This window comes from Streptomyces indicus (assembly GCF_900100315.1).
In the GTDB taxonomy this organism is placed as follows: Bacteria; Actinomycetota; Actinomycetes; order Streptomycetales; family Streptomycetaceae; genus Streptomyces; species Streptomyces indicus.
The window spans coordinates 82,102-102,688 of sequence record NZ_FNFF01000016.1 but is presented as its reverse complement, the minus strand read 5'-3'; the positions used below and the strand labels follow the sequence as shown (position 1 = coordinate 102,688).

19 protein-coding genes and 2 pseudogenes are annotated in these 20,587 nt (G+C 71.0%); 8 read left to right on the top strand and 13 right to left on the bottom strand.

Features of this window, described 5'->3' with window-relative positions:
• Nucleotides 1-36: 36 nt before the first annotated feature.
• The 7 genes from BLT97_RS29905 to BLT97_RS38080 form a co-directional block, all read right to left on the bottom strand.
• Nucleotides 37-1,266, bottom strand: a complete 1,230-nt coding sequence (locus tag BLT97_RS29905; RefSeq protein WP_093615753.1) for a cytochrome P450 family protein — start codon at nucleotides 1,264-1,266, stop codon at nucleotides 37-39.
• Nucleotides 1,250-2,485: a cytochrome P450 gene (locus BLT97_RS29900; protein ID WP_093615751.1), complete on the bottom strand. Its 1,236-nt coding sequence runs from the start codon at nucleotides 2,483-2,485 to the stop codon at nucleotides 1,250-1,252. The genes BLT97_RS29905 and BLT97_RS29900 overlap by 17 nt, the downstream gene beginning before the upstream one ends.
• Nucleotides 2,482-3,102, bottom strand: a complete 621-nt coding sequence (locus BLT97_RS29895) for a GTP-binding protein (RefSeq protein ID WP_093615749.1) — start codon at nucleotides 3,100-3,102, stop codon at nucleotides 2,482-2,484. The genes BLT97_RS29900 and BLT97_RS29895 overlap by 4 nt, the downstream gene beginning before the upstream one ends.
• On the bottom strand, nucleotides 3,083-3,439 hold the full coding sequence (locus tag BLT97_RS29890; RefSeq protein WP_093615747.1) for a DUF742 domain-containing protein: 357 nt from the start codon (nucleotides 3,437-3,439) through the stop codon (nucleotides 3,083-3,085). Before BLT97_RS29890 ends, BLT97_RS29895 begins: the two co-directional genes overlap by 20 nt.
• Nucleotides 3,436-3,840 (bottom strand): roadblock/LC7 domain-containing protein, encoded by a 405-nt coding sequence (locus BLT97_RS29885; protein ID WP_093615745.1) that lies wholly within the window; start codon nucleotides 3,838-3,840, stop codon nucleotides 3,436-3,438. The genes BLT97_RS29890 and BLT97_RS29885 overlap by 4 nt, the downstream gene beginning before the upstream one ends.
• Before the next feature lie 106 nt (nucleotides 3,841-3,946).
• A complete protein-coding gene (locus tag BLT97_RS29880; protein ID WP_093615743.1) occupies nucleotides 3,947-5,581 on the bottom strand; it encodes an ATP-binding protein in 1,635 nt (544 codons plus the stop codon).
• A gap of 498 nt (nucleotides 5,582-6,079) precedes the next feature.
• Complete coding sequence (locus BLT97_RS38080; protein ID WP_176953938.1) at nucleotides 6,080-6,256, bottom strand: hypothetical protein; 177 nt, start codon at nucleotides 6,254-6,256, stop codon at nucleotides 6,080-6,082.
• Here BLT97_RS38080 and BLT97_RS29875 point away from each other — a divergent pair.
• The 4 genes from BLT97_RS29875 (at nucleotide 6,197) to BLT97_RS29860 (ending at nucleotide 8,983) form a co-directional block, all read left to right on the top strand.
• Entirely contained in the window at nucleotides 6,197-6,754 is a 558-nt protein-coding gene (locus tag BLT97_RS29875) for a DUF6232 family protein (RefSeq protein ID WP_093615741.1), read from the top strand. The two genes, BLT97_RS38080 and BLT97_RS29875, sit on opposite strands and share 60 nt — an antisense overlap.
• A 140-nt stretch (nucleotides 6,755-6,894) precedes the next feature.
• Nucleotides 6,895-7,164: a hypothetical protein gene (locus BLT97_RS29870; RefSeq protein ID WP_143041407.1), complete on the top strand. Its 270-nt coding sequence runs from the start codon at nucleotides 6,895-6,897 to the stop codon at nucleotides 7,162-7,164.
• Between the two features lie 39 nt (nucleotides 7,165-7,203).
• Nucleotides 7,204-8,502: a DUF6777 domain-containing protein gene (locus tag BLT97_RS29865; RefSeq protein WP_143041406.1), complete on the top strand. Its 1,299-nt coding sequence runs from the start codon at nucleotides 7,204-7,206 to the stop codon at nucleotides 8,500-8,502.
• Nucleotides 8,503-8,629: 127 nt separating this feature from the next.
• Nucleotides 8,630-8,983 (top strand): VOC family protein, encoded by a 354-nt coding sequence (locus tag BLT97_RS29860; RefSeq protein ID WP_093615735.1) that lies wholly within the window; start codon nucleotides 8,630-8,632, stop codon nucleotides 8,981-8,983.
• Between the two features lie 239 nt (nucleotides 8,984-9,222).
• Here the strand turns inward: BLT97_RS29860 and BLT97_RS29850 are convergent.
• Nucleotides 9,223-9,755, bottom strand: a pseudogene (locus BLT97_RS29850) (response regulator); the annotation flags it as partial.
• Here BLT97_RS29850 and BLT97_RS38725 point away from each other — a divergent pair.
• The 3 genes and pseudogenes from BLT97_RS38725 (at nucleotide 9,735) to BLT97_RS29840 (ending at nucleotide 11,096) form a co-directional block, all read left to right on the top strand.
• Nucleotides 9,735-9,926 (top strand): hypothetical protein, encoded by a 192-nt coding sequence (locus BLT97_RS38725; RefSeq protein WP_245769620.1) that lies wholly within the window; start codon nucleotides 9,735-9,737, stop codon nucleotides 9,924-9,926. The pseudogene BLT97_RS29850 and the gene BLT97_RS38725 overlap by 21 nt on opposite strands.
• Nucleotides 9,920-10,171: pseudogene (locus BLT97_RS38720) on the top strand (DedA family protein); the annotation flags it as partial. The gene BLT97_RS38725 and the pseudogene BLT97_RS38720, both read left to right, overlap by 7 nt.
• Nucleotides 10,172-10,454: 283 nt before the next feature.
• A complete protein-coding gene (locus BLT97_RS29840; protein ID WP_093615731.1) occupies nucleotides 10,455-11,096 on the top strand; it encodes a carbonic anhydrase in 642 nt (213 codons plus the stop codon).
• Between the two features lie 93 nt (nucleotides 11,097-11,189).
• Here the strand turns inward: BLT97_RS29840 and BLT97_RS29835 are convergent, their stop codons facing one another.
• Entirely contained in the window at nucleotides 11,190-11,591 is a 402-nt protein-coding gene (locus BLT97_RS29835) for an SsgA family sporulation/cell division regulator (protein ID WP_093615729.1), read from the bottom strand.
• A 217-nt stretch (nucleotides 11,592-11,808) separates the two neighbouring features.
• On the opposite strand from BLT97_RS29835, the gene BLT97_RS29830 reads away from it, so the two are divergent.
• Entirely contained in the window at nucleotides 11,809-13,518 is a 1,710-nt protein-coding gene (locus BLT97_RS29830) for a sigma-70 family RNA polymerase sigma factor (RefSeq protein ID WP_093615727.1), read from the top strand.
• Between the two features lie 19 nt (nucleotides 13,519-13,537).
• On the opposite strand, the gene BLT97_RS29825 is transcribed toward BLT97_RS29830, so the two are convergent.
• From BLT97_RS29825 to BLT97_RS29810, 4 genes are all read right to left on the bottom strand, one after another.
• On the bottom strand, nucleotides 13,538-14,584 hold the full coding sequence (locus BLT97_RS29825) for a LacI family DNA-binding transcriptional regulator (RefSeq protein WP_093615725.1): 1,047 nt from the start codon (nucleotides 14,582-14,584) through the stop codon (nucleotides 13,538-13,540).
• Between the two features lie 62 nt (nucleotides 14,585-14,646).
• Nucleotides 14,647-17,106 (bottom strand): beta-glucosidase family protein, encoded by a 2,460-nt coding sequence (locus BLT97_RS29820; protein WP_093615723.1) that lies wholly within the window; start codon nucleotides 17,104-17,106, stop codon nucleotides 14,647-14,649.
• 104 nt (nucleotides 17,107-17,210) lie between these two features.
• Nucleotides 17,211-18,290 carry a DUF1996 domain-containing protein gene (locus BLT97_RS29815; RefSeq protein ID WP_093615721.1) on the bottom strand — a complete coding sequence of 360 codons (1,080 nt, stop codon included), beginning with the start codon at nucleotides 18,288-18,290 and terminating at the stop codon, nucleotides 17,211-17,213.
• 83 nt (nucleotides 18,291-18,373) lie between these two features.
• Nucleotides 18,374-20,536 carry a discoidin domain-containing protein gene (locus BLT97_RS29810; protein WP_093615719.1) on the bottom strand — a complete coding sequence of 721 codons (2,163 nt, stop codon included), beginning with the start codon at nucleotides 20,534-20,536 and terminating at the stop codon, nucleotides 18,374-18,376.
• Nucleotides 20,537-20,587: the final 51 nt, after the last annotated feature.

The window sequence follows — 20,587 nt, the reverse complement described above, 5'->3', positions numbered from 1 at the left end:
TCGCGCAAAGCCATGTCACCGTAGCGGCCTCACCGCCTACCGGGCGGTCAGCGTCACGGGGAGCTCGAAGAGGTCGTTCTGGGTGACGACCGGCTTGTGGCGCAGCTCGGTGACGGGCACCGCCAAGTCGAGGGCGGGGAACCGCTCGTACAGCGCGGGGAGTGCCACCTGGGCCTCCAGGCGGGACAAAGCAGCGCCGGGGCATACGTGCGGTCCGTGGCCGAACGAGATGTGGCGGGTGACCGGGGTGCGGGTGATGTCGAACTCGCCGGCGGTCGGCCCGTGCGCCTGCTCGTCGCGGCCGATGGCACCGTACGAGATGATCAGCGCGTCACCGGCGGGCAGGGTCCGGTCGCCCACCGGGATGTCCTCGGTGGCGAAGCGGATGAGGACGTGCGAGGTGGGCGTCGAGTGGCGCAGGGTCTCCTCGATCACCGCGGACCACTCGGCCTTGCCCTCGAGCACCAGGGCGCGCTGTTCGGGGTGGGCGGACAGGTTGACGACCGCGTTGACGATCAGGGAAATGGTCGTCTCGTGTCCCGCGGCCACCATGAGCTGGAGCGTGGAGACGATCTCCTCGTCGGTGAGCCGGTCGCCGCCGTCGGACGCGGCGATCAGCGCGCTCGTGAGGTCGTCACCGGGCTGCTCGCGCTTGCCGGCGACCGTCTCGCCCATGATCCCGGCGAGTTCGGTGAGGGTGGCGACGACCTCGTGCGGAGGCGTCTGCGTGGAGAAGAACTTTTCGAACAGGACCTTCAGGCGGGGCAGCCGTGCCTCCTCGATGCCCATCAGGTCGGCGATGACGTACATCGGCAGCGGATAGGCGAACTCGGCCTTGAGGTCGACCACTTCACCGGTCTGCGGCAGGCCGTCCAGGAGGTTCCGCGTGAGGTCGGTGATGCGCTCGCGCATCTGTTCCACCCGGCGCGGGGTCAGCGCCTGGGCGACCAGGGTGCGCAGGCGGCGGTGGTCGGCGCCGTCCACGGTGAGCATCGACCGGCCCGGGTTGGCCAGGCCGATGAGCGGCCAGTCGGCGGGTATCTCACCACGCTGCCAGGCTCCCCAGACGTTGATGTCCTTCACCAGGCGGGGATCGGTAAGGAGTCGCTTGGCCTCGGCGTGGTGGGTGACGGCCCATACGGGGACGCCGCCCGGCAGCTCCACCGCGGCGAGCGGGCCCGCCGCACGCAGCCGTGCACTCTCGCCGTCGAGGTCGGTGACGAAAGGGTCGAGGGCGATCCGGGTCTGTTCAGTGCTGGTGGTCATGGGAGGTGCCTCCAAGGGCGGGGGTCGGAGCGAAGCGCACGGGCAGGGCCGTGAGTCCGCGCAGCCAGGGCGAGAGACGACGGGTCAGGGAGTCGGCGGGCACCGCCAGGTCGATGTCGGGCAGCCGGTCGAGCACGACCTCGATGGCGGTACGGGCGATGGTCTCGGCGATCTCCTGGGCGGGGAACGGGCACCGGTGCTCGCCGTGGCCGAACGAGAAATGGGCGTGGTTGCCCCCGGTCAGCGCGGCACCGTCGGTGCGTATCTGCGGGTCGTCGTTCGCGCCCTGCAGCCCGAGCAGAAGCAGGTCGCCGGCGCGGATCGACCGTCCGCCGAGCCGGGTGTCGCGGAAGGCCCAGCGGCCGGCCACGTTCTGGGTGGGCGTGTCCTCCCACAGGACTTCGCTCATCGCCTCGGCCACGCTGTTGCGGCCGCCGAACAGCGACGCGGCGAACCGGACGTCGGTGAGCATCAGCCGCAGGGAGTTGCCGATCCAGTCGGCGGTCGGCTGGTGGCCGGCCGCCATCATGACCATCAGGTCCTGGGCGATCTCCTCGTCGGTGAAACCGCTGCCGTCGGCGAGCATCCGGGACACGACGTCCTGGCGGGGGTCGGTCCGGCGGGCGGCGACCAGGGCGGCCATGGACGTGGCCAGATGCCGCTGACCTTCGAGCGCCCGCTCCTGCCCGTCGATCATGTCGTTCAGCGCGGTGACGAGCGGGGGCCCTTCCTCCTCGGAGAAGCCGTAGAGGCGGGCGAGCACGCGTACGGGCAGCAGGCGGGCGTAGTCCGCGACCAGGTCCGCCTCGCCCCGGGCGCACACCGCGTCGATCAGCTCGTCCGCGAACCGTTCGCTGTGCCCGCGCAGGACGAACGGGTCGACGGCCTCGAGGGCGTCGCTGACCATCGCCGCGCGTTGTCGGTGCCGTTCGCCGACCGTGTAGAGGATGGACGGCTGTTTGCGGCCGATCATCGGCAGCAGCGGCCAGTCGTCGGGCACGTTCTCCCACTGGTTCCACAGCTCGGAGTCCCGGCTGAAGAGCACCGGGTCGCCGGTGACCTGGTGCAGCTCCCGGTAGCCGATCACCAGCCAGGCGGGGATGTCGCCGTCGAGGAGCACGGGCACGACGGGGCCGTGCTCGCGGCGCATGTCCCGGTACAGCCCGGCCGGATCGGTCTGGAACCGGGGCCCTCCCAGGGGCACTGGGGTGGTGTTCACGGCAGCAGCTCCTGGAGGGGCTCGGGGTGCGGGGCGGCGGCCAGGCCGCTGATGTGCTCGACGAGGGAGATCAGCACCTGCTTGCTGGACTCGCGGGACCGGGCGTCGCAGTGCAGCAGGGGCACATGCGGTTCCAGGTCGAGGGCCGCGCGGACCTCGGCCGGTGGATGCGCGGTGCCGCCGAAGTCGTTGCACGCCACGACGAACGGTGTGCCGTGGTGTTCCAGACGGTCGATGGCGTACCAGGAATCGTCGATGCGGCGGGTGTCCACGAGAACGATCGCGCCCAGCGTGCCCGAGAAGAGCCGGTCCCACAGGAACCAGAAGCGCTCCTGGCCGGGCGCGCCGAACAGGTACAGCACATTGCGCGCGTCCAGGGTGATGCGGCCGAAGTCGAAGGCGACGGTGGTGGCGGTCTTGCCGCGTACCGCACGGATGTCGTCGACGGCCGCCCCGGCCTGGGTCATCGTCTCCTCGGTGTTGAGTGGGCGGATCTCGCTCACCGAACGGACCATGGTCGTCTTGCCGACACCGAAGCCGCCGACGATCACGATCTTCAGGCCGTTGTCGGCCGAGGCGCTCAGGGGCGTGCGGGCGTCAGAGGTTACGGAGTCCAACGAGCACCTGTTCCAGGAGGTCGGGGTCGGGTCGGCCGGAGGGCGCGGCGGTACGGGGATGGCGCGCGCTGACCCGGCCCTGGTCGTGGAGGTCGGTGAGCAGGATCTTGGTGATGCTCACCGGAAGGCGCAGTTCGGCAGCGATCTCGACCACGGCCGTGGGGTGCTCGGTGATCCGCAGGATCCTCGCGTGCTCCGACTGCATGCCCGGTGCCGGGGCGGACTCGGCCATGACCAGCGTCACCAGGTCGAACGGGGAGTCCGGTGCGGTCCGGCTCCTGCCGCCCGTGACGGTGTAGAGCCGGTCGGGCGCGTCGTCCCGGCCGGGGCGGCTCATGAGGTACGCGGCTCGGCGCGCAGATGGTCGCCGAGCTGCTCGACCAGCTCGTTCATCTGGTGGCCGACGAGCCCGGGGTCGGCGTCCTCGGTGGCGATGACCGCGAGATGCGCTCCCTCGCCGGCCTCCACGATGAACAGCACTCCCCCGTAGAACTCGGTCATGGCGGAACGGACTCCGCCGCTGCCGTCGCCGAACTCGATGGAGGCGCCCTGGGACAGCGACTGGATGCCGGCGGCGATGGCGGCGAGCTGGTCGGCCTGGTCCGTGGAGAGCTCCGCGGTGCGGCAGAGCTTCAGTCCGTCGCGGGAGAGCACGAGCGCGTGGCGTGCGCCGGGGGTGCGCTCCAGGAGGCCCTGGATGAGCCAGGACAGCTTCTCGTCGGTGGTGGTGCCGGTCATGGGGGTGGTCTCGCCTTCCGGAATCAAGGAGTGCTCGGGCTCACCGGTGTCGTCCCGGTCGCTCGGTGGACGGGCCGGCGCGTGCGCTGTGGGGTGGCAGCCTGATTCAGTCGGCCGCTGCGGACTGCCTCGGGGTGTCCGCGCCGGACTGCCGAGGGAGGTCCGAGCCCGTCGACCGAGGGATGTCCGAGCCCGTCGACCGAGGGATGTCCGCGCCGGTCGGCCCTGTGTCGGGCCCGGGGGTCACCGGCTCCCCGCGCACCGCTTGGCGGAAGCTCGTGAAGCGGGCGGCCCTGCTCTGGATGTCGGAGGGCGCGGTCCCCTCGCGTCCGGGCCGCGCGGGCCGGGACGCTTGGGCGTGCTGCGCCTGGGACCGCTCGGCCGCGGCGAGGGTCTGGCCGCGTCGGCGTCGGGGCAGACCGGTCGGGACACTGTGCGCACCGGTGTCGTCTGCTGCTGCCGGGGCGGTCGCAGGGACGACTGGCTCGGCGTCGGCGGCATCTTCCTCATGGGTGCCGATTACGTCAGTGGGCTGGGGTGGCGCACCGTCCGCGGAGTCCTGGAACTCGGCCGGCACCGCGTCGGACGCGGCATCCGGTGCCGTGGACGTGCCGGGCGCGGCACCCGCGGGCACGGGCCGGTCCGGCTCGGCCGCGGCCAGCAGGTCCTGCGGCAGCAGCACCAGAACACCCGTGCCGCCCCGGGCCGAGGGCCGGAAGGACACCTTCAGGCCGTGCTTGCGGGCGAGTCGGCCGACCACGGCCAGGCCCAGGCGGGTACCGGTGAGGCCGCCGAGGCCGGTGATGTCTCCGGATACGGCCCGTTCGGCCCGCCGCAGCTGGACATCGCTCATCACGAGTCCGCTGTCCTCCACGGAGATGAGCACGCCCGCCGGCACTTCCTCCACGTAGACGTGGACCTCGGACGTCGGCGGCGAGAACATCGTGGCGTTGTCCATGAGCTCGGCAAGGACGTGCATCACGCCCTCGGCGGCGTGTCCGGCCACCGCCGTGTCGCTGGTGGAATGGACGCGCACCCGCCGGTAGCCGCCGATCCGGCCCATGGCTCCGCGCAGGATCGACTCCATACGGATGGGACGGGCCCAGCGCCGGCCCGACCGGGCCCCTGAGAGCACGGCGACGGAGTCGGCCACGCGGCCGACCTGGGCGGTGCGGTGATCGAGATGGAGCAGATCGGCCAGGACTTCCTCGTCGGTGTGCCGCTCCTCCATGTCGCGCAGGTCGGCGAGGATGCCGTTGGCGAGGGCTTGCAGGCGCGCGGCGGCGTTGGCCGTGGCCGACACCGCAGAGGCCCGCTCCGACTCCGCCCGGCGGGCCCGCTCGGACAACCCGGCGGCCTCCCGGCGCAGGCTCTCCAACTCCTCGCCCAGCGCACGCTTTTCGCGCTCCGCCTCGTCCGCGCGACGCTCCATCTCGCGGCTGAACTCCGCCTGCATCCGGCTCTTGTCCTGCAGCAGCCGCCCCATGTCGCTGCTGAGGTCGTCCAGGCGCAGACGCAGCACACGGGCGGTGATGCGGTACCGGGCGGCGACCGCTGTGGCGGCGCCCATGAGCACGGCGAAGGCCCCCGCGCCGTAGGCGTACTCCGCACGGACCTCCGGCGGCACGAGCGTCATCGCCGTGCCGGCCACCAGAGCCAGGGCCGGCCCGGTCGTGGCCAGGGCGGTCGGCAACACCGCGCGGAGTCCGGGGCGGTCACTCGGCGGGCTGGGCGCGGTCATGAAGAGGAATCCTCGATCGTGGCCCAGCAAGAAACGGCGGCACAAAGCCGCCGCTCACCAACTGGCCGCCACTATAAGTGAGTTGTCGGCAGAGAGCGTATGGATTCTGTGCGGCTGCGATCACTTGTGTCAATCACTGTTCGTAAACGGAAGGCGGATCCCCAGGAGTGGGCGTTCCCACCCGGACCGGAGGCCCCCGCGAGGGTCACCGCGCCCGCTGCGGACCACCGAGCGCCCCCGCCCGAGGCCATCGATACCGCCTACCCGGTCCACCGGCTGCAGGTTCGATCCACGCTGATCGAGGTTTCGCGCCGGCCGCCGTGGTCGAAGGCCTCTCGCAGCGGTCGGACCGGGCCTCTGGAGCCCCCCAAGGTGGAGTGGACAGAGCGCCAAACGATGACCGTGGGAAATCACAAGCGCTTTCCGAGGGGTTTTCCGTAACACCGGATGAACGAAGCGGAGAGGGCTGTTACGCGATAGCGCAAATGTCACGACGCGTCAACGGGCACTGGAAATGGCTTGTTGAGCCGAGCCACTGACTGCCACACTGCTGCTCATCGCGTTCGGGCCGAAATCATTGCCTTCGACCAGGGTCTGGCGATACGGGGGCATCGCATGAGAGATCGCCAGATCGGTGAGATCGTCATCAGCCGCAGAGTGGTCCAGATCGGGCACGAGGTATATCCACTTTCGAACATTTCCAGGGTGCGTTCACTGCAACTTGTGTGGCGCGGAAAGTATGCGACCTGGTACCCGCTGCGCCCGCTGGCGATCACCCTTTTCGTCATCGTCTCGTTCGCCGCGGCGGCGCAGCTCGCGCCACCGGCGCTGCCGCCCGATGTGCGCCCGGACGTCGAGAGCGCCGCACGGCTGCTGATGCCTTTGGTGACGGGCGTCGGAGGGGTGGTCGCCGCCGGGTTCCTCGGGCTGTTGATCCACCGTGTCTTCTTCAGGAGAACGCGTTACGCCCTCGTTCTGGAGACCGCCGGGACGCAGTACACGGCACTCTCCGGGACGGATGGGACGGAAATACACCGGATCAAGCACGTCATTGTCGACGCGATCGAGAATCCCCCCACTCATCCGAGGTCCGTACAGGTGTACGGAGACGTGGTGATGGGAGACAAGGCGGGCCGCGATCAGTTCAAGATGAGCGGCAGCGGCAGCCGATAGCGCACTCGTAGATCGTCCGGTTTCAGAAAGGTCAGAAAATGACTCACCCCGGCTACGAAAACCACGTGCAAGGCGATGTGGTGCACGGTGACAAAGTCGGCCGCGACCAATACAGGCCCGGTGACCACGCCCGTATCACCGTGACTAACCAGGAGGCCGTTTCGGGCGCCGAGATCAACGCCGCGATCGCCGAACTCCGGGCGTTTCTGTCCGAGCTGGCGGACCGGGGTGCGATCACCGCCGACGGATCCGTGACGGATCCCGGCGCGGTCGTCACGGCCGTACAGGCCGAGCCTGGACGTCTGCGGGCTCTCACCCGGGCGGTCGCCGGCGGGGCCCGTGAAGCGGTCCTGTCCGCGGTGCAGGGCGGGGTGGCCGCGATGGTCACCGCTCTGGTTCGAACCATGTGACAAGCATCAGGGGGGCGGAAGACCATGGGGGCTGCGTTCATGGGGAAGCGCGCGCGAGGGGCGCGCGCAGCACGTGCGAGCGGGTGGCGGGGTGTCAGGGTCAAGGCAGCGGGTGCGTTCCTGGCGTTCACCGTCCTCCTCGGTTCGCTGACCGGAATGGCGTGCGCGGCCCGCGCCGTGGGGAGCGCGGTCGCCGCCGAGGCCGTCGGCTACCTCGCCGAGAACGCCTTCTTCAGCGGCGGTCTCGGCGACGGAGTCGACTTCGGGCGCAACCTCAATGACAAGGGAGGCTCGCGCAAGGGAAGCGAGGCGGGACTGTACGGCGGCAGCAGGAAGGTCGACATCTGCGACCCGGCCCTGCTGATCGACTTCCTGCTCACGCCGGCCAACGCGAAGAAGAAGGCCGCCTGGGCCAAGGCCCTCGGCATCGGCGCCAAGCCCAAGACCGTCAAGGCCTTCGTCAGGTCCCTCGTCGAGGTCGTCCTCGCCAACGACACCCTCGTCGCCAACCACAACTACAAGAAGGGCAAGCACCACCGCTACGACGCCGTGCTCGAGGCCGGCACCGCAGTGCTCGTCGACGGATTCGGCGTACCGCGCGTGAAGTGCAACTGCGGCAACCCGCTGGCCGTCAGCGAGCGGGACCCCGGTGACGTCGACCCGAAGTTCAAGGGCAAGGACAAAGGAATCAAGGCCTGGAAGGTCAAGAAGGACCAGGTCGTCAAGGTCGAGAAGGCCGAGAACCGGCAGAAGTCCCTCACGGTGGCGAACGTACGGAACCCCTCGCAGGAGCTTGAGATCGCGGTGCCCGCCGGTCCTGGCGGGGAGGGCGGGCCCGAGGGCTCATCGCCATCGCCCGCGCAGGCAGTGATCCCGCAGACCAGGGGGGCGTCGGCCGAAGAGGCGACGCGGCTCCTGGAGGAGACGGGCTTCGTGGTCGAGACACGCATCGTGGAGGACCCGGACGTGTCTCCCGGCACCGTGTCCGGCACCGAACCCGAAGGTGGAACAGCCGCGCCGCGCACCTCCACGGTGACCCTGCTGATCGCGTCCGACGCGATCGAACCGCAGACCGTGACCGTGCCCACCGTCCTGAATCTGCCCCAGGCGGAGGCGAAACAGCGGATCGCGGACGTCGGATTGCTCACCAACGTCGTCACCGCACCCTCGACGGCAGAGCAGGCCGGTCTCGTCATCGCCCAGTCGCCCGCGGGTGGCGAAGCCCAGCCGGGCTCCACTGTTCTGCTGACGGTGGGCGTGGCAGGGTCGGCGGATGGCGGCGGTGGGAACGGCGGCGCGGAGGACAGCGGCGGCCTCCTCTCCGGAGGCGCCGGGTAGCACGCCGTCCGTACGGGGTGCTCGGCGCATCGGGTCGGCAGTGCGTCCGACGAATGCGTGCGGCGGCGGACGTCGCGTAGTACCTCTTGGGACTCAAAGACACGTCCGCTCTCACCTGGAGTCGTCAATGGCCGTTCGCCGTGTGGTGCCCAACATCCAGTCCGAGGCCGCGCAGGAGCACCGGGAGTTCTACGGTCTGCTGGGCTTCGAGGAGGTCATGAACCACGGCTGGATCGCGACGTTCGCCTCCCCGTCCCAACCGAACGCGCAGATCAGCGTGATGAGCCACGACAAGACCGCGCCCGTCGCCCCTGACATGAGCATCGAGGTGGACGACGTGGACGCGGCCTATGAGGTCATGCGGGAGAGCGGTGCGGAGATCGTGCTCCCCTTGCAGGACGAGGAGTGGGGCGTGCGGCGGTTCTTCGTCCGCGATCCCGGTGGACGCGTGGTCAATGTGCTGGGGCACCGGCACGCGTGAGCCGCAGCGAGGTCACGGCGGACTGCATCTTCCTGAACCGCAGGGCGGCGAACTCGCCTGGGACGGCGCGCCGGTTGGACCAAGGGAACGTCGAACTCGACGGGGCCGGCATGCGGCGTGCCGTACGGGTTGAGGACGCCGAAGTGGGTCTCGTGGTCCGGCCGGTCACCGTACCGGCGAGTGTGAAGGCCCGCTGCTGCCAAGACGCGGCGCACCTGTGAAGCATCCTTCCTCGTAGATCAGTTGAGCCCGGCATCACGGGCGAGCAGAGTGGCCTGGACGCGGTTGGTGACGTCAAGTGTCGCGAGAATACGACTGGCATGGGCCTTCACGGTGCTCTCCCGCATGCCGAGGCGGGCGGCGATGTCGGCGTTGGTGTCGCCGCGGGCCAGCAGGGTCAGGACGTCGCGTTCGCGCGGCGTCAGCCGTTCGATCCGGGTGCGGGCTGCGGTCGCCTGGGGCTGACCGGCCCGGTGGTAGCGGTCGATGAGCCGCCGGGCGGCCGACGGATGGCGCATCGCCGAGCCGGCGGCGACGAGGTGCACGGCACGCAGGATTTCGCCCGGGTCGGTGTCCTTGAGCAGGAAGCCGTCGGCTCCCGCCGCGAGCGCGTCGTAGACGTACTCGTCGAGGTCGAACGTCGTCAGGGTGATGACCTTCGGAGGGCGGGGCAGGGCGCGCGGAGCCTGGCGGTGGCGGTGATGCCGTCCATACGAGGCATCCGCACGTCGACGAGCGCGACATCGACGTGGTGGGCGGCGGCCAGCGCGATGTGAACACGCTGACCGGCCTCCTGGAGGACCTGCCGCCCCTGGCCGCGTACGCGTCAGCTGCCATCCTCACGGAGTCGGTCCTGCTGGTCGGCGCGTTCGTACCGACCCTCACCTTGCTGCTGAGCTCAGGAGCTCTGCGCGTACGGGACATCTGGACCTGCCCGTGCTGATCGCGGTGGCCGCAGGTGCGGCCTGCGCGGGAGACCTCCTGGCCCACCGCACCGGGCGCCTGCTCGGCGAGCGCCTGCGCACCGGCTCGCTCGGGCGGCGCTTCCCGGCCGGTGCGTGGCAGCGCGCGGAAGCGCTCACGGCCCGCCGTGGCGGACAGGCGGTCTTCGCAGCCCGCTTCCTGCCGGTCCTCCGCACCCTCGTCCCGCACCTCGCCGGGGCGGCGCGACTCCCCTGCCACCGCATCGCTCCGTACAGCATGAGCGCTTCACTCCTGTGGGCCACCGCGGAGACCGTCGCCGGATACGCGGCCGCCGCCTCCTTGCAGCACGCGCTCGCGCTCGGGCTCCCCGCCCTCGCGGCCGGCGTGGGCTGTGCGATTGCGGCTGCGGCTGCGTGGGTCCGGGTGAGGACTCGCCGCGGAGGCGCGAGGGAAGGCAGCTCGCCGGGGCCGGTCCCCGAGGTCGTCGGCCTCGAACCCGGCAGGGCCGGGCGAAGCGGTGGGCGGTGGTGGGTCATAAGCTGCGGGCATGAGCGAGATAACGTCCCCCACTCCGGCCGAGGCCTTCGCGTTGCTGCTCGCCGGAAACCAGCGCTTCGTCGCCGGCACCCCCGAGCACCCCAACCAGGACGCCAGGCGCCGCACCGAGATCGCACCGTCCCAGCAGCCCTTCGCCGTGCTGTTCGGGTGCTCCGACTCCCGGCTCGCGGCCGAGATCATCTTCGATCGCGGTCTGGGCGACCTGTTCGTGGTGCGTACCGCCGGTCACGTCGTCGGGTCCGAGGTGCTCGGCAGCATCGAGTTCGGCGTGGACGTCCTGGGCAGCCCCCTGGTCGTCGTGCTCGGACACGACTCGTGCGGGGCGGTCGGCGCCGCGTGTGCCGCGCTGGAGAACGGCATGACGCCGACCGGATACGTCCGGGACGTCGTCGAGCGGGTCACGCCCAGCGTGCTGGCCGCGCGAGCCGCCGGACAAACCGAGCCCGACGAGATCCTCGCCGAACACATCAAGCACACCGTCGACCTGCTCCTCGACCGCTCCCGCGTGCTCGCCGACAAGGTCGCCGCCGGCGAGACGGCCGTGGTGGGCCTGTGCTACCGCCTGACGGACGGCAGTGCGCAGGTCGTCGCCTCGCGGGGACTCGAGGCACAGGTCCCTGCTGGTTCCTGACCCCGCTGCCGCCGCCCCGTCGCTCGATCGCCGGTGCCGTCCAGGCCTCGGGACGGCGGACGGCGACTCGGCAGCGGCGGCTGGCGAGTGCCGTCACGCATCGCGCAGCAGCGCGCACAGGTCGAAGTCGACCGTTTCGTCGCCCGGCGCGATCACCGCGTACGAGCGAAGCAGGAAGCGACGCAGCGGGGCCGTGTCGATCTGGACGAGCGCCGCACCGTGGGGCACGCGGAACTCGATGACCGTCTGGGCCCGGCCACACGGCCAGATGTGCACGTCACCCGTGCCCGACGGGGCGCGGAGACCGGCTTCCAACAGGTCGCGCGCGAAGGTCCAGGGCACCGGGCGTCCGTCCAGGGACACCTCGGGCGGGAAGACGAGGTGGATGGCGACCGGATCGGCACTGTCGTAGCGGAGCTGTACGCGGACGGCGGGCTCGGGGCCGGCCGAGGTGATCAGGCGGGCACGGACGGACTGCTCGATCGTGAGGGGCATCGGTGCGGCTCCTTCAGGAGTGGACGGGCGCGGGGGTGGGCGGGCGCGGGGTTCGGGTTCGGGCGTCCGCACCGCCATGCCCCATCGACCTGCGGTGCGCTTCCGGCATTACGCGAGTTGCCCAGCGATCGATGTGAACCACGCCACACTGCTGCACCATCCCGGCAAATTCGTACATACAGTGACAAGCTCCCGTTCCGTATCGGAGTGTCCTGCCATGACCGACGGCTACAACGGCGGCAACGCCGTGGCCTACGCCCGGGTCTACGAGGAGCAGCAACCCCACCTCGTGGCCTACGCCCGCTCGCTGACCGGAAATCCCTGGCTCGCCGAGGACGTGGTCGCCGAGGCCCACTTCAGGGTCTGGCGGCGGCTCTCCGCGGGACACGAGATCGACAACGTCGCGGCCTACCTGACCAGGACCGTACGCAATCTGGCCATGACGGTCGGCAGCGCCGCCGCCCGCGAGACCCCGGTCGAACCGGAGCAGGCAGGCGCGGACGTGATCGAACCGGTCTCGGTGTCCTTCACCGGTTCCGCCGCCGACCCGAGCGCGCGGGTCTCCCAGATCGACCTGTTGAGGCGGGTGCTCGGTCAGCTGCCCGAACGGTGGGTCAAGGCCTTGTGGCTGGCCGAGGCCGAGGACCTGCCGCTCGACGTCATCGGCCGGCGCATCGGGGCCGGCCGCGGGGCGACTGCGGTGCTGCTGCACCGGGCCCGTGAGGGGATGCGGCAAGCGTTCCTGCGCGCCCATCCCGGCACGCCGCAGGACCCGGCCTGCGAGGTCCACTGGGAGCGGATACCCGCGCTCATACGTGACGCGGCCGCACCCCGACACGCGGCTGCGCTCCGCGCCCACCTGGACGCATGCGAGGACTGCCGCTCCCGCTACCTGCTGCTCGCCCGGGCCAACCACCACTTGGGCGCGCTGGTCGGGCCGGCGCTGCTGGCGGGGTTCCTCGGTGGCGGAGCGAAGTTCCTTGCTCCTGTGTTGGCGGGGGCCCCGACGGGGGCGGGGGGTGCGGGCGCTCCTGGGGCCTCCGGCGCCTCCGCTGCTCCCGCGATCTCGGGCGCAGCGGGTCCGGTGCGTGGCGTCGGCCGGGTCGTACGTCAGCTCGTCACCGGTGGGTTCAAGGCTCCGGCGGCCGTACTCGGAAGCGTGGGGGTCACGGTGACGGGGGCGGCGATCGGTGTGGGGCTGCTGGTCGGTGCTGCTGACCAGCCGGTCCCGCCCGCGCGCACGGCGACGCACGACGCGACTCCGTCCACGCCAACGCGTCCGCTGTCACCGCTCGTCGGGGGCGCCCTCGTACTCAAGGACGTTCCGGTGCAGGGTCGGGAAACCGGTCCGGTGCCGCCGTCCACGCCGCCCGTTCCGTCCCGAGCGCCCGAGGACGCGCCGCGCGTTGCGCCCCAAACCACCGAGGACGCACCGCCCTCGGCCGTCGATCCGGGCCGCGCCGACACTCCGGGGCAGCCGACCGCGGACGAGGCGGCCCCGCAAGACGACCCCGCAGCCGAGCCTGCCGATGCGGTGCCCACAGCGCCCGCGTCCGCTCAACCCACGCCGCCGCCACAGCCCAACTCGCCGCCCGTCGGGCAGGAGCCCGGCCCCGCTGCGCCGAGCGAGCCCGCGCCGGGCGACACAGCCCCCTCGGTCCCGGCGCAGCCTCCGGGCAACGGCACCGTCCCCCCTCCCGCTCCGGACCCAACTCCCGTACAGACACCCGACGTTACGACCACTCCCGCCCCGCTCGAGCCGGAGCCGACCCCGCCCACGGACCCGGCACCTGCCGAACCGACGGCCCCGGAACCCGTCAACCCGACGCCGACACCGACGCCGCCATCGGTCACACCGGAGTCCCCCACAGCCGAATGCCACGACATCCTCCGAGGCCACATCACAGTCACCATCTGCACGTCGTGACGACGGGACGTGGAGGCGGTCACGCCGAAGCCCGCACGACCAACTCGGGTTCGAAGATCCGCGATGTGGCTTCCACACGCTCGCCCTGGATGAACTCGTGCAGCAACTCGGCCATCGTGGCGGCCATTTCCTCCACCGGTTGACGCACCGTGGTCAACGGGGGCTGGCAGGTGACGGCAACGCTGGAATCGTCGAAGCCGATCACCGCGACGTCCTGCGGCACCCGTCGTCCCGACTCGTGCAGGACCTGGCAGGCGCCTTGCGCCATCAGGTCGTTGGCCGCGAATACGCCGTCGATGTCGGGGTGTTCCTCCAGCAGGCGCTCCATGGCCGCTACGCCGCTGAGCAGGGTGAAACCGCCCTCGGCGAGCGGCACGTACCGAATGCCTCCGAGCTCCATGCCCTCCCGGAACCCGGCGAGGCGTTCCTGGCCGGCCGACATGTCGAGGGGCCCGGTGATCGTGGCCGGCCTGCGGCATCCCCGTTCCAGGAGGTGCTGTGCGGCGAGGAGGCCGCCGCGGCGGTGGGCCAGGTCCACGTAACTGATGGGGGCGGGCACGGCGGGCCGGGTGAAGCAGACGGCGGGCAGCCCTTCGGCCGCGAACCGTGCCGGCAGAGGGTCTTCGGCGTGGGTGGAGACGACGAGCGCGCCGTCGGCGCTGCCGCGGCGCAGGTAGGCGACCACGTCACGGCGGGCGCTCTCGGAGTCGGCGAACATCAGCACAGGGTGCAGCCCCCGAGGCCGCAGGAACCCGACCACCCCTGTCACCACACGCCCGAAGAACGGGTCCGCAAACACGCGGGCCATGAAGGAGTTGGTGTGGGGGTCGTCGTCGGCCTCCTCGCCCGCGCCGGAGACCACGAGGGCGATGGTCTGCGCTCGGCGGGTCACCAAGGCGCGGGCCGCCTGGTTCGGTGTGTACCCGGTCCGCTCGACGGCCTCGCGGACCACCTTCTGGATGTGCGGATCCACGTTCCGTACGCCGTTGATGACCCGGGAGACCGTGGCCCGTGAGACGCCTGCCTCGCGCGCGACGTCCTCCAAGGTCGGCCCCTGTTTGCTCATGGTCGACACCCTAATCGGGCACGGACGTCCTCGTGGAGCGCTCTCCCTGGCCGGCGCCGAGCTCAGCCACTGCCGACCGTGACACTGCCCTCCCATCGTGTGTCCCCGGCCGACCTGCCCACGATGAGCCGGTAACAGCCGGGCTCCGTACGCCAGGTGTGGTCCGCCGTCGACCAGTGCCGCAAGGCGCGCGCTCCCACGAGGACGTCCGCGCCGGCCGTGTCCCCCGCTTCCGCCTCCACCGCGGCGTACCCGGCGAACCACCGCACAGGGCGCTCGACCGCTGACTCCGGGCGGGCCACGTACACCTGGACGACTTCACGGCCGGGGCGTGTGCCGGTGTTGCGGACCGTGACCCGCACGGTGAACGGCTCCCCCGCGGTGATGTGCGCGGGCGCCCGCACCTCCTCGTACTCCCAGGTCGTGTATCCGAGTCCGTGGCCGAACCAGTAGGCGGGCTGCGCCCCGGCGCGCAGCCATGCCCGGTGGCCGATGTGCAGGCCCTCCGTGTAGGCGAGCCGGCCGTCCACGGGCCTCGTGCGGGTGACGGGGACGTCCGCCAACTCGGTGCCCCAGGTGGTGGGAAGCCGGCCGCCGGGCTCGGTGCGGCCGAAGAGGACGTCGGCCAGGCCCGCGCCGGCTTCCTGGCCCGGAAACCACGAGAGCAGCACGGCGCCCGCCTCCTCGCGCCAGGGCAGTTCCACCGGGCCGCCACTGTTGACGACGACGACGGTGCGTGGATTGACGGCGGTCACGGCCCGGACCAAGGCGTCCTGGTGCTCGCCCAGCGCCAGGCTCGTACGGTCGTATCCCTCGCTCTCGCCGTGCTCCGTGGTGCCGACGAAGACGATCGCGGCGTCGGCCTCGCGGGCCGCCCGCGCCGCGTCCTTCAGGGCGGTGGCCGGGTCCGGATCCGGTGGCGCGGCGGTGACGACGGTGGCCCGTCCCCGGCCGGGCACGAGGGAACGACGCGCCACCACATGCACGGGCTGCCCTGCGGTGAGGGTGGTGCGCACGGTGTGGACCGGCGGGTTGACGTGGACGACAGCGGGATCGTCGGTGCCCGCGGGGACTTCATCGTCCAGGAGCGTCCGGCCGTCGACAGTGAGCGTCAGGCGTCCGAAGCCGCCGACGCCGAGCGTCCACAGACCGGATCGGCGGGGATGCAGCAGTGCGGATATCTCCACGGTGTGTGCCCCCGGCGGCAGGTCCGGCTCCAACTGCCGTCCGGAGAGACGGAGTTCCGCGGCCAGCTCCCGTCCCGACGCGTCGAGCACCCGCAGCAGAACTCCGGGGGCTCCGGACCGCGGATCGGTGCACAGCTCCGTATCGAGCGGGGAGGGCGGTGCGCCTGGTGCGGGGCCGGGCTCGTACACCACCCGGGCCCGGCCCCGCAGCAGGTCCTCGATGCCGGTCAGCGGGGCGACCGCCTCGGAGCAGAAGACGCCCGCGCTGCCGCCGCCTTGAAGACGCGGGGAGGCCGCGTGGGTTCCGATGACCGCGACGGTGTCCAGGGCTCGGGGATCGAGCGGAAGCACGCCGGAGTTGCGCAGCAGCACCGCGCTCGCGCCGACCGCGTGGCGCAGCAGCGCCCGCGTGGCGCCGTGCGCCGTCGGCGGCAGACGGCGCCGGCGGCTCGGTCCCAGCGCGCCCACACGCTCGGCGAGCCGGAGCAGCCGCCGTACTTTGGCGTCGATCTCCTCCTCCGCAACCGCCCCGTCCTTGACCGCGCGGACCAGTGCGCTCCCCCACATCCCCTCCGGGCCCGGCATCGTGAGGTCGAGAGCGGCGCGAGCGGTCGCCTCCGTGGTGCGCACCGCGGCCCAGTCGGATACGACGACCCCGTCGAACCCCCACTCGCCCTTGAGCGGGTCCGCCAGGAGCGGGCTGGCCGTCATCGTCGTGCCGTCCACGGCGTTGTATCCGGCCATGACCAGCCAGACCCCGGCGTCGACGGCTGCTTCGAACGGTGCGAGGTACACCTCGCGCAGGGTGCGTTCGGACATCCGCACATCGACGGTCAGCCGGTCGGTCTCGGAGTCGTTGGCGACGTAGTGCTTGGCCGTCGCCGCCACGCCCCGCGCCTGGATCCCCCGGATCAGCGCGGCCCCCGTACGGCCGGTCAGTTCCGGGTCCTCGGAGAAACACTCGAAGTGCCGCCCGCCCAGGGGGCTCCGGTGGAGATTGAGCGTGGGGGCGAGCACCACGTCGACGCCCTTGCGAGTGGCCTCCGTGGCCAGCAGTCCGCCGAGCCGCTCCACCAGTTCGTCGTTCCACATCGCACCGAGGGCGGAAGCCGAAGGCAGCAACACGGAGGGGCGCCGTTCGTCCCAGGCCTCGCCTCGGATTCCGGCGGGTCCGTCGGAGGTCACCAACTCCCGCAGGCCGATGGCGGCTTCGCCGGCGGTACGCCAGGTCGTCGCGCCCGTGAGCAGACGTACCTTCTGCTCGAGGCTGAGTTCCCCGACCAGCCGGTCGAGCCTGCCGCCGTCCCTTCCGCCTTCCGTACGTACCTGTCCCATCCCCCGCCCCTTCCGTGCCGTGTGCGTCTGTGGTCTTGCAGCGAAGAGCCCGACGGCACCCGCGCTGCGACGGATGCCGTCGGGCTCCTGCACTCCCGCCCCGGTCAGGGCAGGCGGTGATCCTCGTTCAACACCGGTGCGAGGTGCGGGTAGTTCTGGTCGTAGCCCCGGGTGTCGCACTGGTAGCCGCCCACGATGCAGCGGTCGACCAGCGCCTTGAGGGTGCGCTCCTCCCAGGCGTTGAAGAAGTCGTAGTGGAAGGAGTAGCCGCGGCCGCTGGCCAGGCGGACGTCGCTCATGTCGCCGTTGACCGGCCAGGCCATCTTGAACTCGATCATCGGCAGCGCGACCGGATGGGAGGCCGGGCACATATTGTCGTTGGTACCGGGTTTGACCACCGGGTAGGCCATGTGGCTCTGGTGGTCGGGGGTGTCCAGGTACTTGCCGTCCCAGCAACTGGGCGCCTGGAAGCGGATGTTGAGCTGGACGTCGGGCCGGCTCGGGCAGCTCGCCGGGAAGTCGGTGTTGAAGAAGCTGTCACCGCATTCCCAGCCCTCGACGAACCCCTTGTGGCTGCGGAAATCCTGAGCGCTCTGCATCGGGTTGCCGACCACGTACCGCAGCCCCTTGGGGAAGGGCCGCACACTCGTGTAGTCCGTGATCCCCGACTTGTAGTAGATGACCTGCGGTCCGACCGGCAGGATCTTCTCGTTCCCCTTGTACAGCGAGGGCATCCAGTACGCGGACGCGTCGGCCGGTGCCTTGCACGTGGTGTTCCCGCCGTAGAGGCTGTCGGTGGTGCTGCCGGCGTGCGTGGTCCTGTTGCCCATGAAGGTGTGGTCGTGGGACCTGCCGGGCTGCCCGGGATACACGATCGGATCGTCCGGCGCGGTGTGCGTGACCGCACAGTTGGCCTGGAACTCCTTGTGGTAGCGGTTGGGCGGCGTGGCATCCGACGGCTTCACGCCGGTGACCTGAGGTACGGCCGGAATGTAGCCGTCTCCGTCGGGGTCGTCGGCGGATGCCTGGGTGGACACCGCCATCGTGTGCCCGCTGTGCACGCCCGTCCCGCCGGCCGCGGCCTGCGGGTCGGCCGCCGTCGCGACCGCGCCGATGCCGAGTGTGCTCGCGAGCAGGGCGCTGCCGAGCAGCAGCGCGGGAAGTCGTTTCGAACGCCGTCTCATGGAGGGCCTCCAGCCCGTCGGGGTCGGGATGACCACCCGGCAGGGGCTGCACAGGGGCCTCTGCCGGGTGGGGCGTTGCCGCGTCAGCTGTAGACGCCGAACTCGTGGAGCGAATAGCCCCAGCCGGTCCCTCTGGCCGTCAGGTGCAGACGGACGTGGCGCGTGGTCTCGGTGACGGCGATGGTGTCGATGTCACCGTTGCCGCTCGTCGTGGAGTGCACGGTGCGCCAGGTGGTGCCGTCGTCGGACACCTGCACCTCGTAGGACTTCGCGTACGCCGCGTCCCACACCAGTTGCAGCGTGCGGATCGCGGTGCGCGCGCCGAGGTCGATGCGGATCCACTGCGGGTCGCTCCAGTCGCTGGCCCAGCGGGTGTCGGCCCTGCCGTCCGTGGCCTTGGCGGGCTCGCACGGGCAGTCGCCGTACGAGGGCTGGAAGGAGGAGGCGGTGGTGGGCTTGTTCAGGGCCACGTTCGTGCCACTGACCGGTGGCGCCACGACCTTGACGGACTTCGTCTCGATGCCGGCGTTGCCGCGGCCGTCCTCCGCCTGGATGTACACCTTCCACACGCCGAGCTTCTCCGGTGCGGTGACGGCGAACGTTCCGTTGCCGGTTGAGCGCCATTTGGCCTCGATCAGCCGCTTGTCGCCGTTGGCGTAGTTGCCGCTGAGGAAGATCTTGTACGTGAGGGGGTCGCCGTCGGGGTCGCGCACGTCGGCGCGGACGGTGAACTCACCGCCCGCCGGGGCCGAACTCGCAGGGCTGGCCGTCATGTTGGTGATCACCGGCGGGGTGTTGTTCCCGGCGGTCGAACCGGTGTAGGCGCGCTTGACGGCGTAGTAGGAAAGCCGCTTCAGGCCGTCGGGCACGAGGTTGAACCAGATGCCGCCGAAGTCGTGCTCGATGCCGTAGTGGAAGAGCGTGGCGCCGAGCGCGACGCCGCGGTGGCCGGTGACGCAGTCCCAGGCCTTGGTGTACCCCTCGGCCTTCTGCACGTCCGTGGGTTCGTCGGGGACGCCGTTGGCGTCGTCGGGCACCTCCCACTCCCCGGCGGGGCCGCCCTCGGTGATGATGTACGGCTTGGTATAGCCGCCTTGCTCCCAGTCCTCCTGCACACCGCAGATGTCGCCGTAGGAGTTCATCGAGTACAGGTCGAGGTCGGGTGCGTTGCGCTTGTAGTAGGGCCAGGCTCCCGTCCAGGCGTCGGTCGAGGTGACCGGGTGGTCGGGGTCGATGCTGTGGATCTTCTTGGCGACGTCGTTGACGAAACTCGTGTACGCGTTGCGCTGGCTCTCCAACTCGGCGCCGCTGTAGCAGTTCTGAAGCCCGAGCACCGACTCGTTGCCGACGTTCCACATGAGGGTCGCCGGATGGCTCTTGTACGCCTCGACCCACTTGGCGAACTCGGTGAGCATGGTGTTCTTGTACGTGGTGTCGGTGACGTAATTGACGCAGCCGCCCGAGCCGGGGCCGCCGCCGGGCTGCAGCCAGAAGCCGTTGACGACGCGGATGCCGTGGGCCGCGGCGCTGTCGAGCAGGGGCTTGGTGCCGCCGTCGGTGCCCCAGGTGCGGATCGTGTTGACCCCCATGGACTGCACGTCGGGCATGTATTTCGGGGCATCCGCGATGGCCGGGCCCCAGGTCAGCCCCTTGACCGTGTACGGCTGGCCGCCGACGGTGAGCTGCCAGTTCCCTTGCGAGCCGGTCACCTTGACCGCGCCGCCGGGTGCCGGAGTGCCGCCGCTCTCCCCGTACACCTGGAACTCCCACAGGGAGTAGCCGTAGCCGCCGGACCGTTCGGTGCCGAGCATGCGGACGTAGCGGCCGGCGCCGGTGACGGCGATCTCGTCGGTGCCGCCGTCGCCGCCGGTGACGGTCTTCAGGGTCCGCCAGTCCGTGCCGTTGTCGGAGGCCTGGATCTGGTAGCCCTTTCCGTACGCGCCTTCCCAGGTCAGGACGACACGGCTGAGGTCGAACCGCTGGCCGAGGTCGACCTGGAGCCACTGCGGATCGCTCCACTGGCTGGCCCAGCGGGTGCCGGTGAGATTCCCGTCGACCGCCGCCGAGGCGGCGAAGGCCTCGCCTTCCTGCGAGGAGGCGGTGGCGGGCTTGCCCTGGGACAGGAGGGTCTCGGCCGCCTGGGCGGGCGGGGCGGTGAGGGCGAGCGACGAGGCGATCAGCGCCCCGAGGGTGAGCAGGGGGACGGCTCGGCGGCCGGGTCTGCGGGACGAAAGGCTCAGGGACACAACTGCTCCTGACGGATGGGGGGAACCGAGGGGCGGGGAGGTGGTGAGGGC

Excerpts from the sequence above, each read along its gene's own strand:
- BLT97_RS29905 (WP_093615753.1), bottom strand. The coding sequence starts at position 1,266 with ATGACCACCAGCACTGAACAGACCCGGATCGCCCTCGACCCTTTCGTC.
- BLT97_RS29890 (WP_093615747.1), bottom strand. The coding sequence starts at position 3,439 with ATGAGCCGCCCCGGCCGGGACGACGCGCCCGACCGGCTCTACACCGTC.
- BLT97_RS29885 (WP_093615745.1), bottom strand. The coding sequence starts at position 3,840 with ATGACCGGCACCACCACCGACGAGAAGCTGTCCTGGCTCATCCAGGGC.
- BLT97_RS29880 (WP_093615743.1), bottom strand. The coding sequence starts at position 5,581 with ATGACCGCGCCCAGCCCGCCGAGTGACCGCCCCGGACTCCGCGCGGTG.
- BLT97_RS29875 (WP_093615741.1), top strand. The coding sequence starts at position 6,197 with ATGAGAGATCGCCAGATCGGTGAGATCGTCATCAGCCGCAGAGTGGTC.
- BLT97_RS29865 (WP_143041406.1), top strand. The coding sequence starts at position 7,204 with ATGGGGAAGCGCGCGCGAGGGGCGCGCGCAGCACGTGCGAGCGGGTGG.
- BLT97_RS29860 (WP_093615735.1), top strand. The coding sequence starts at position 8,630 with ATGGCCGTTCGCCGTGTGGTGCCCAACATCCAGTCCGAGGCCGCGCAG.
- BLT97_RS29840 (WP_093615731.1), top strand. The coding sequence starts at position 10,455 with ATGAGCGAGATAACGTCCCCCACTCCGGCCGAGGCCTTCGCGTTGCTG.
- BLT97_RS29835 (WP_093615729.1), bottom strand. The coding sequence starts at position 11,591 with ATGCCCCTCACGATCGAGCAGTCCGTCCGTGCCCGCCTGATCACCTCG.
- BLT97_RS29830 (WP_093615727.1), top strand. The coding sequence starts at position 11,809 with ATGACCGACGGCTACAACGGCGGCAACGCCGTGGCCTACGCCCGGGTC.
- BLT97_RS29825 (WP_093615725.1), bottom strand. The coding sequence starts at position 14,584 with ATGAGCAAACAGGGGCCGACCTTGGAGGACGTCGCGCGCGAGGCAGGC.
- BLT97_RS29820 (WP_093615723.1), bottom strand. The coding sequence starts at position 17,106 with ATGGGACAGGTACGTACGGAAGGCGGAAGGGACGGCGGCAGGCTCGAC.
- BLT97_RS29815 (WP_093615721.1), bottom strand. The coding sequence starts at position 18,290 with ATGAGACGGCGTTCGAAACGACTTCCCGCGCTGCTGCTCGGCAGCGCC.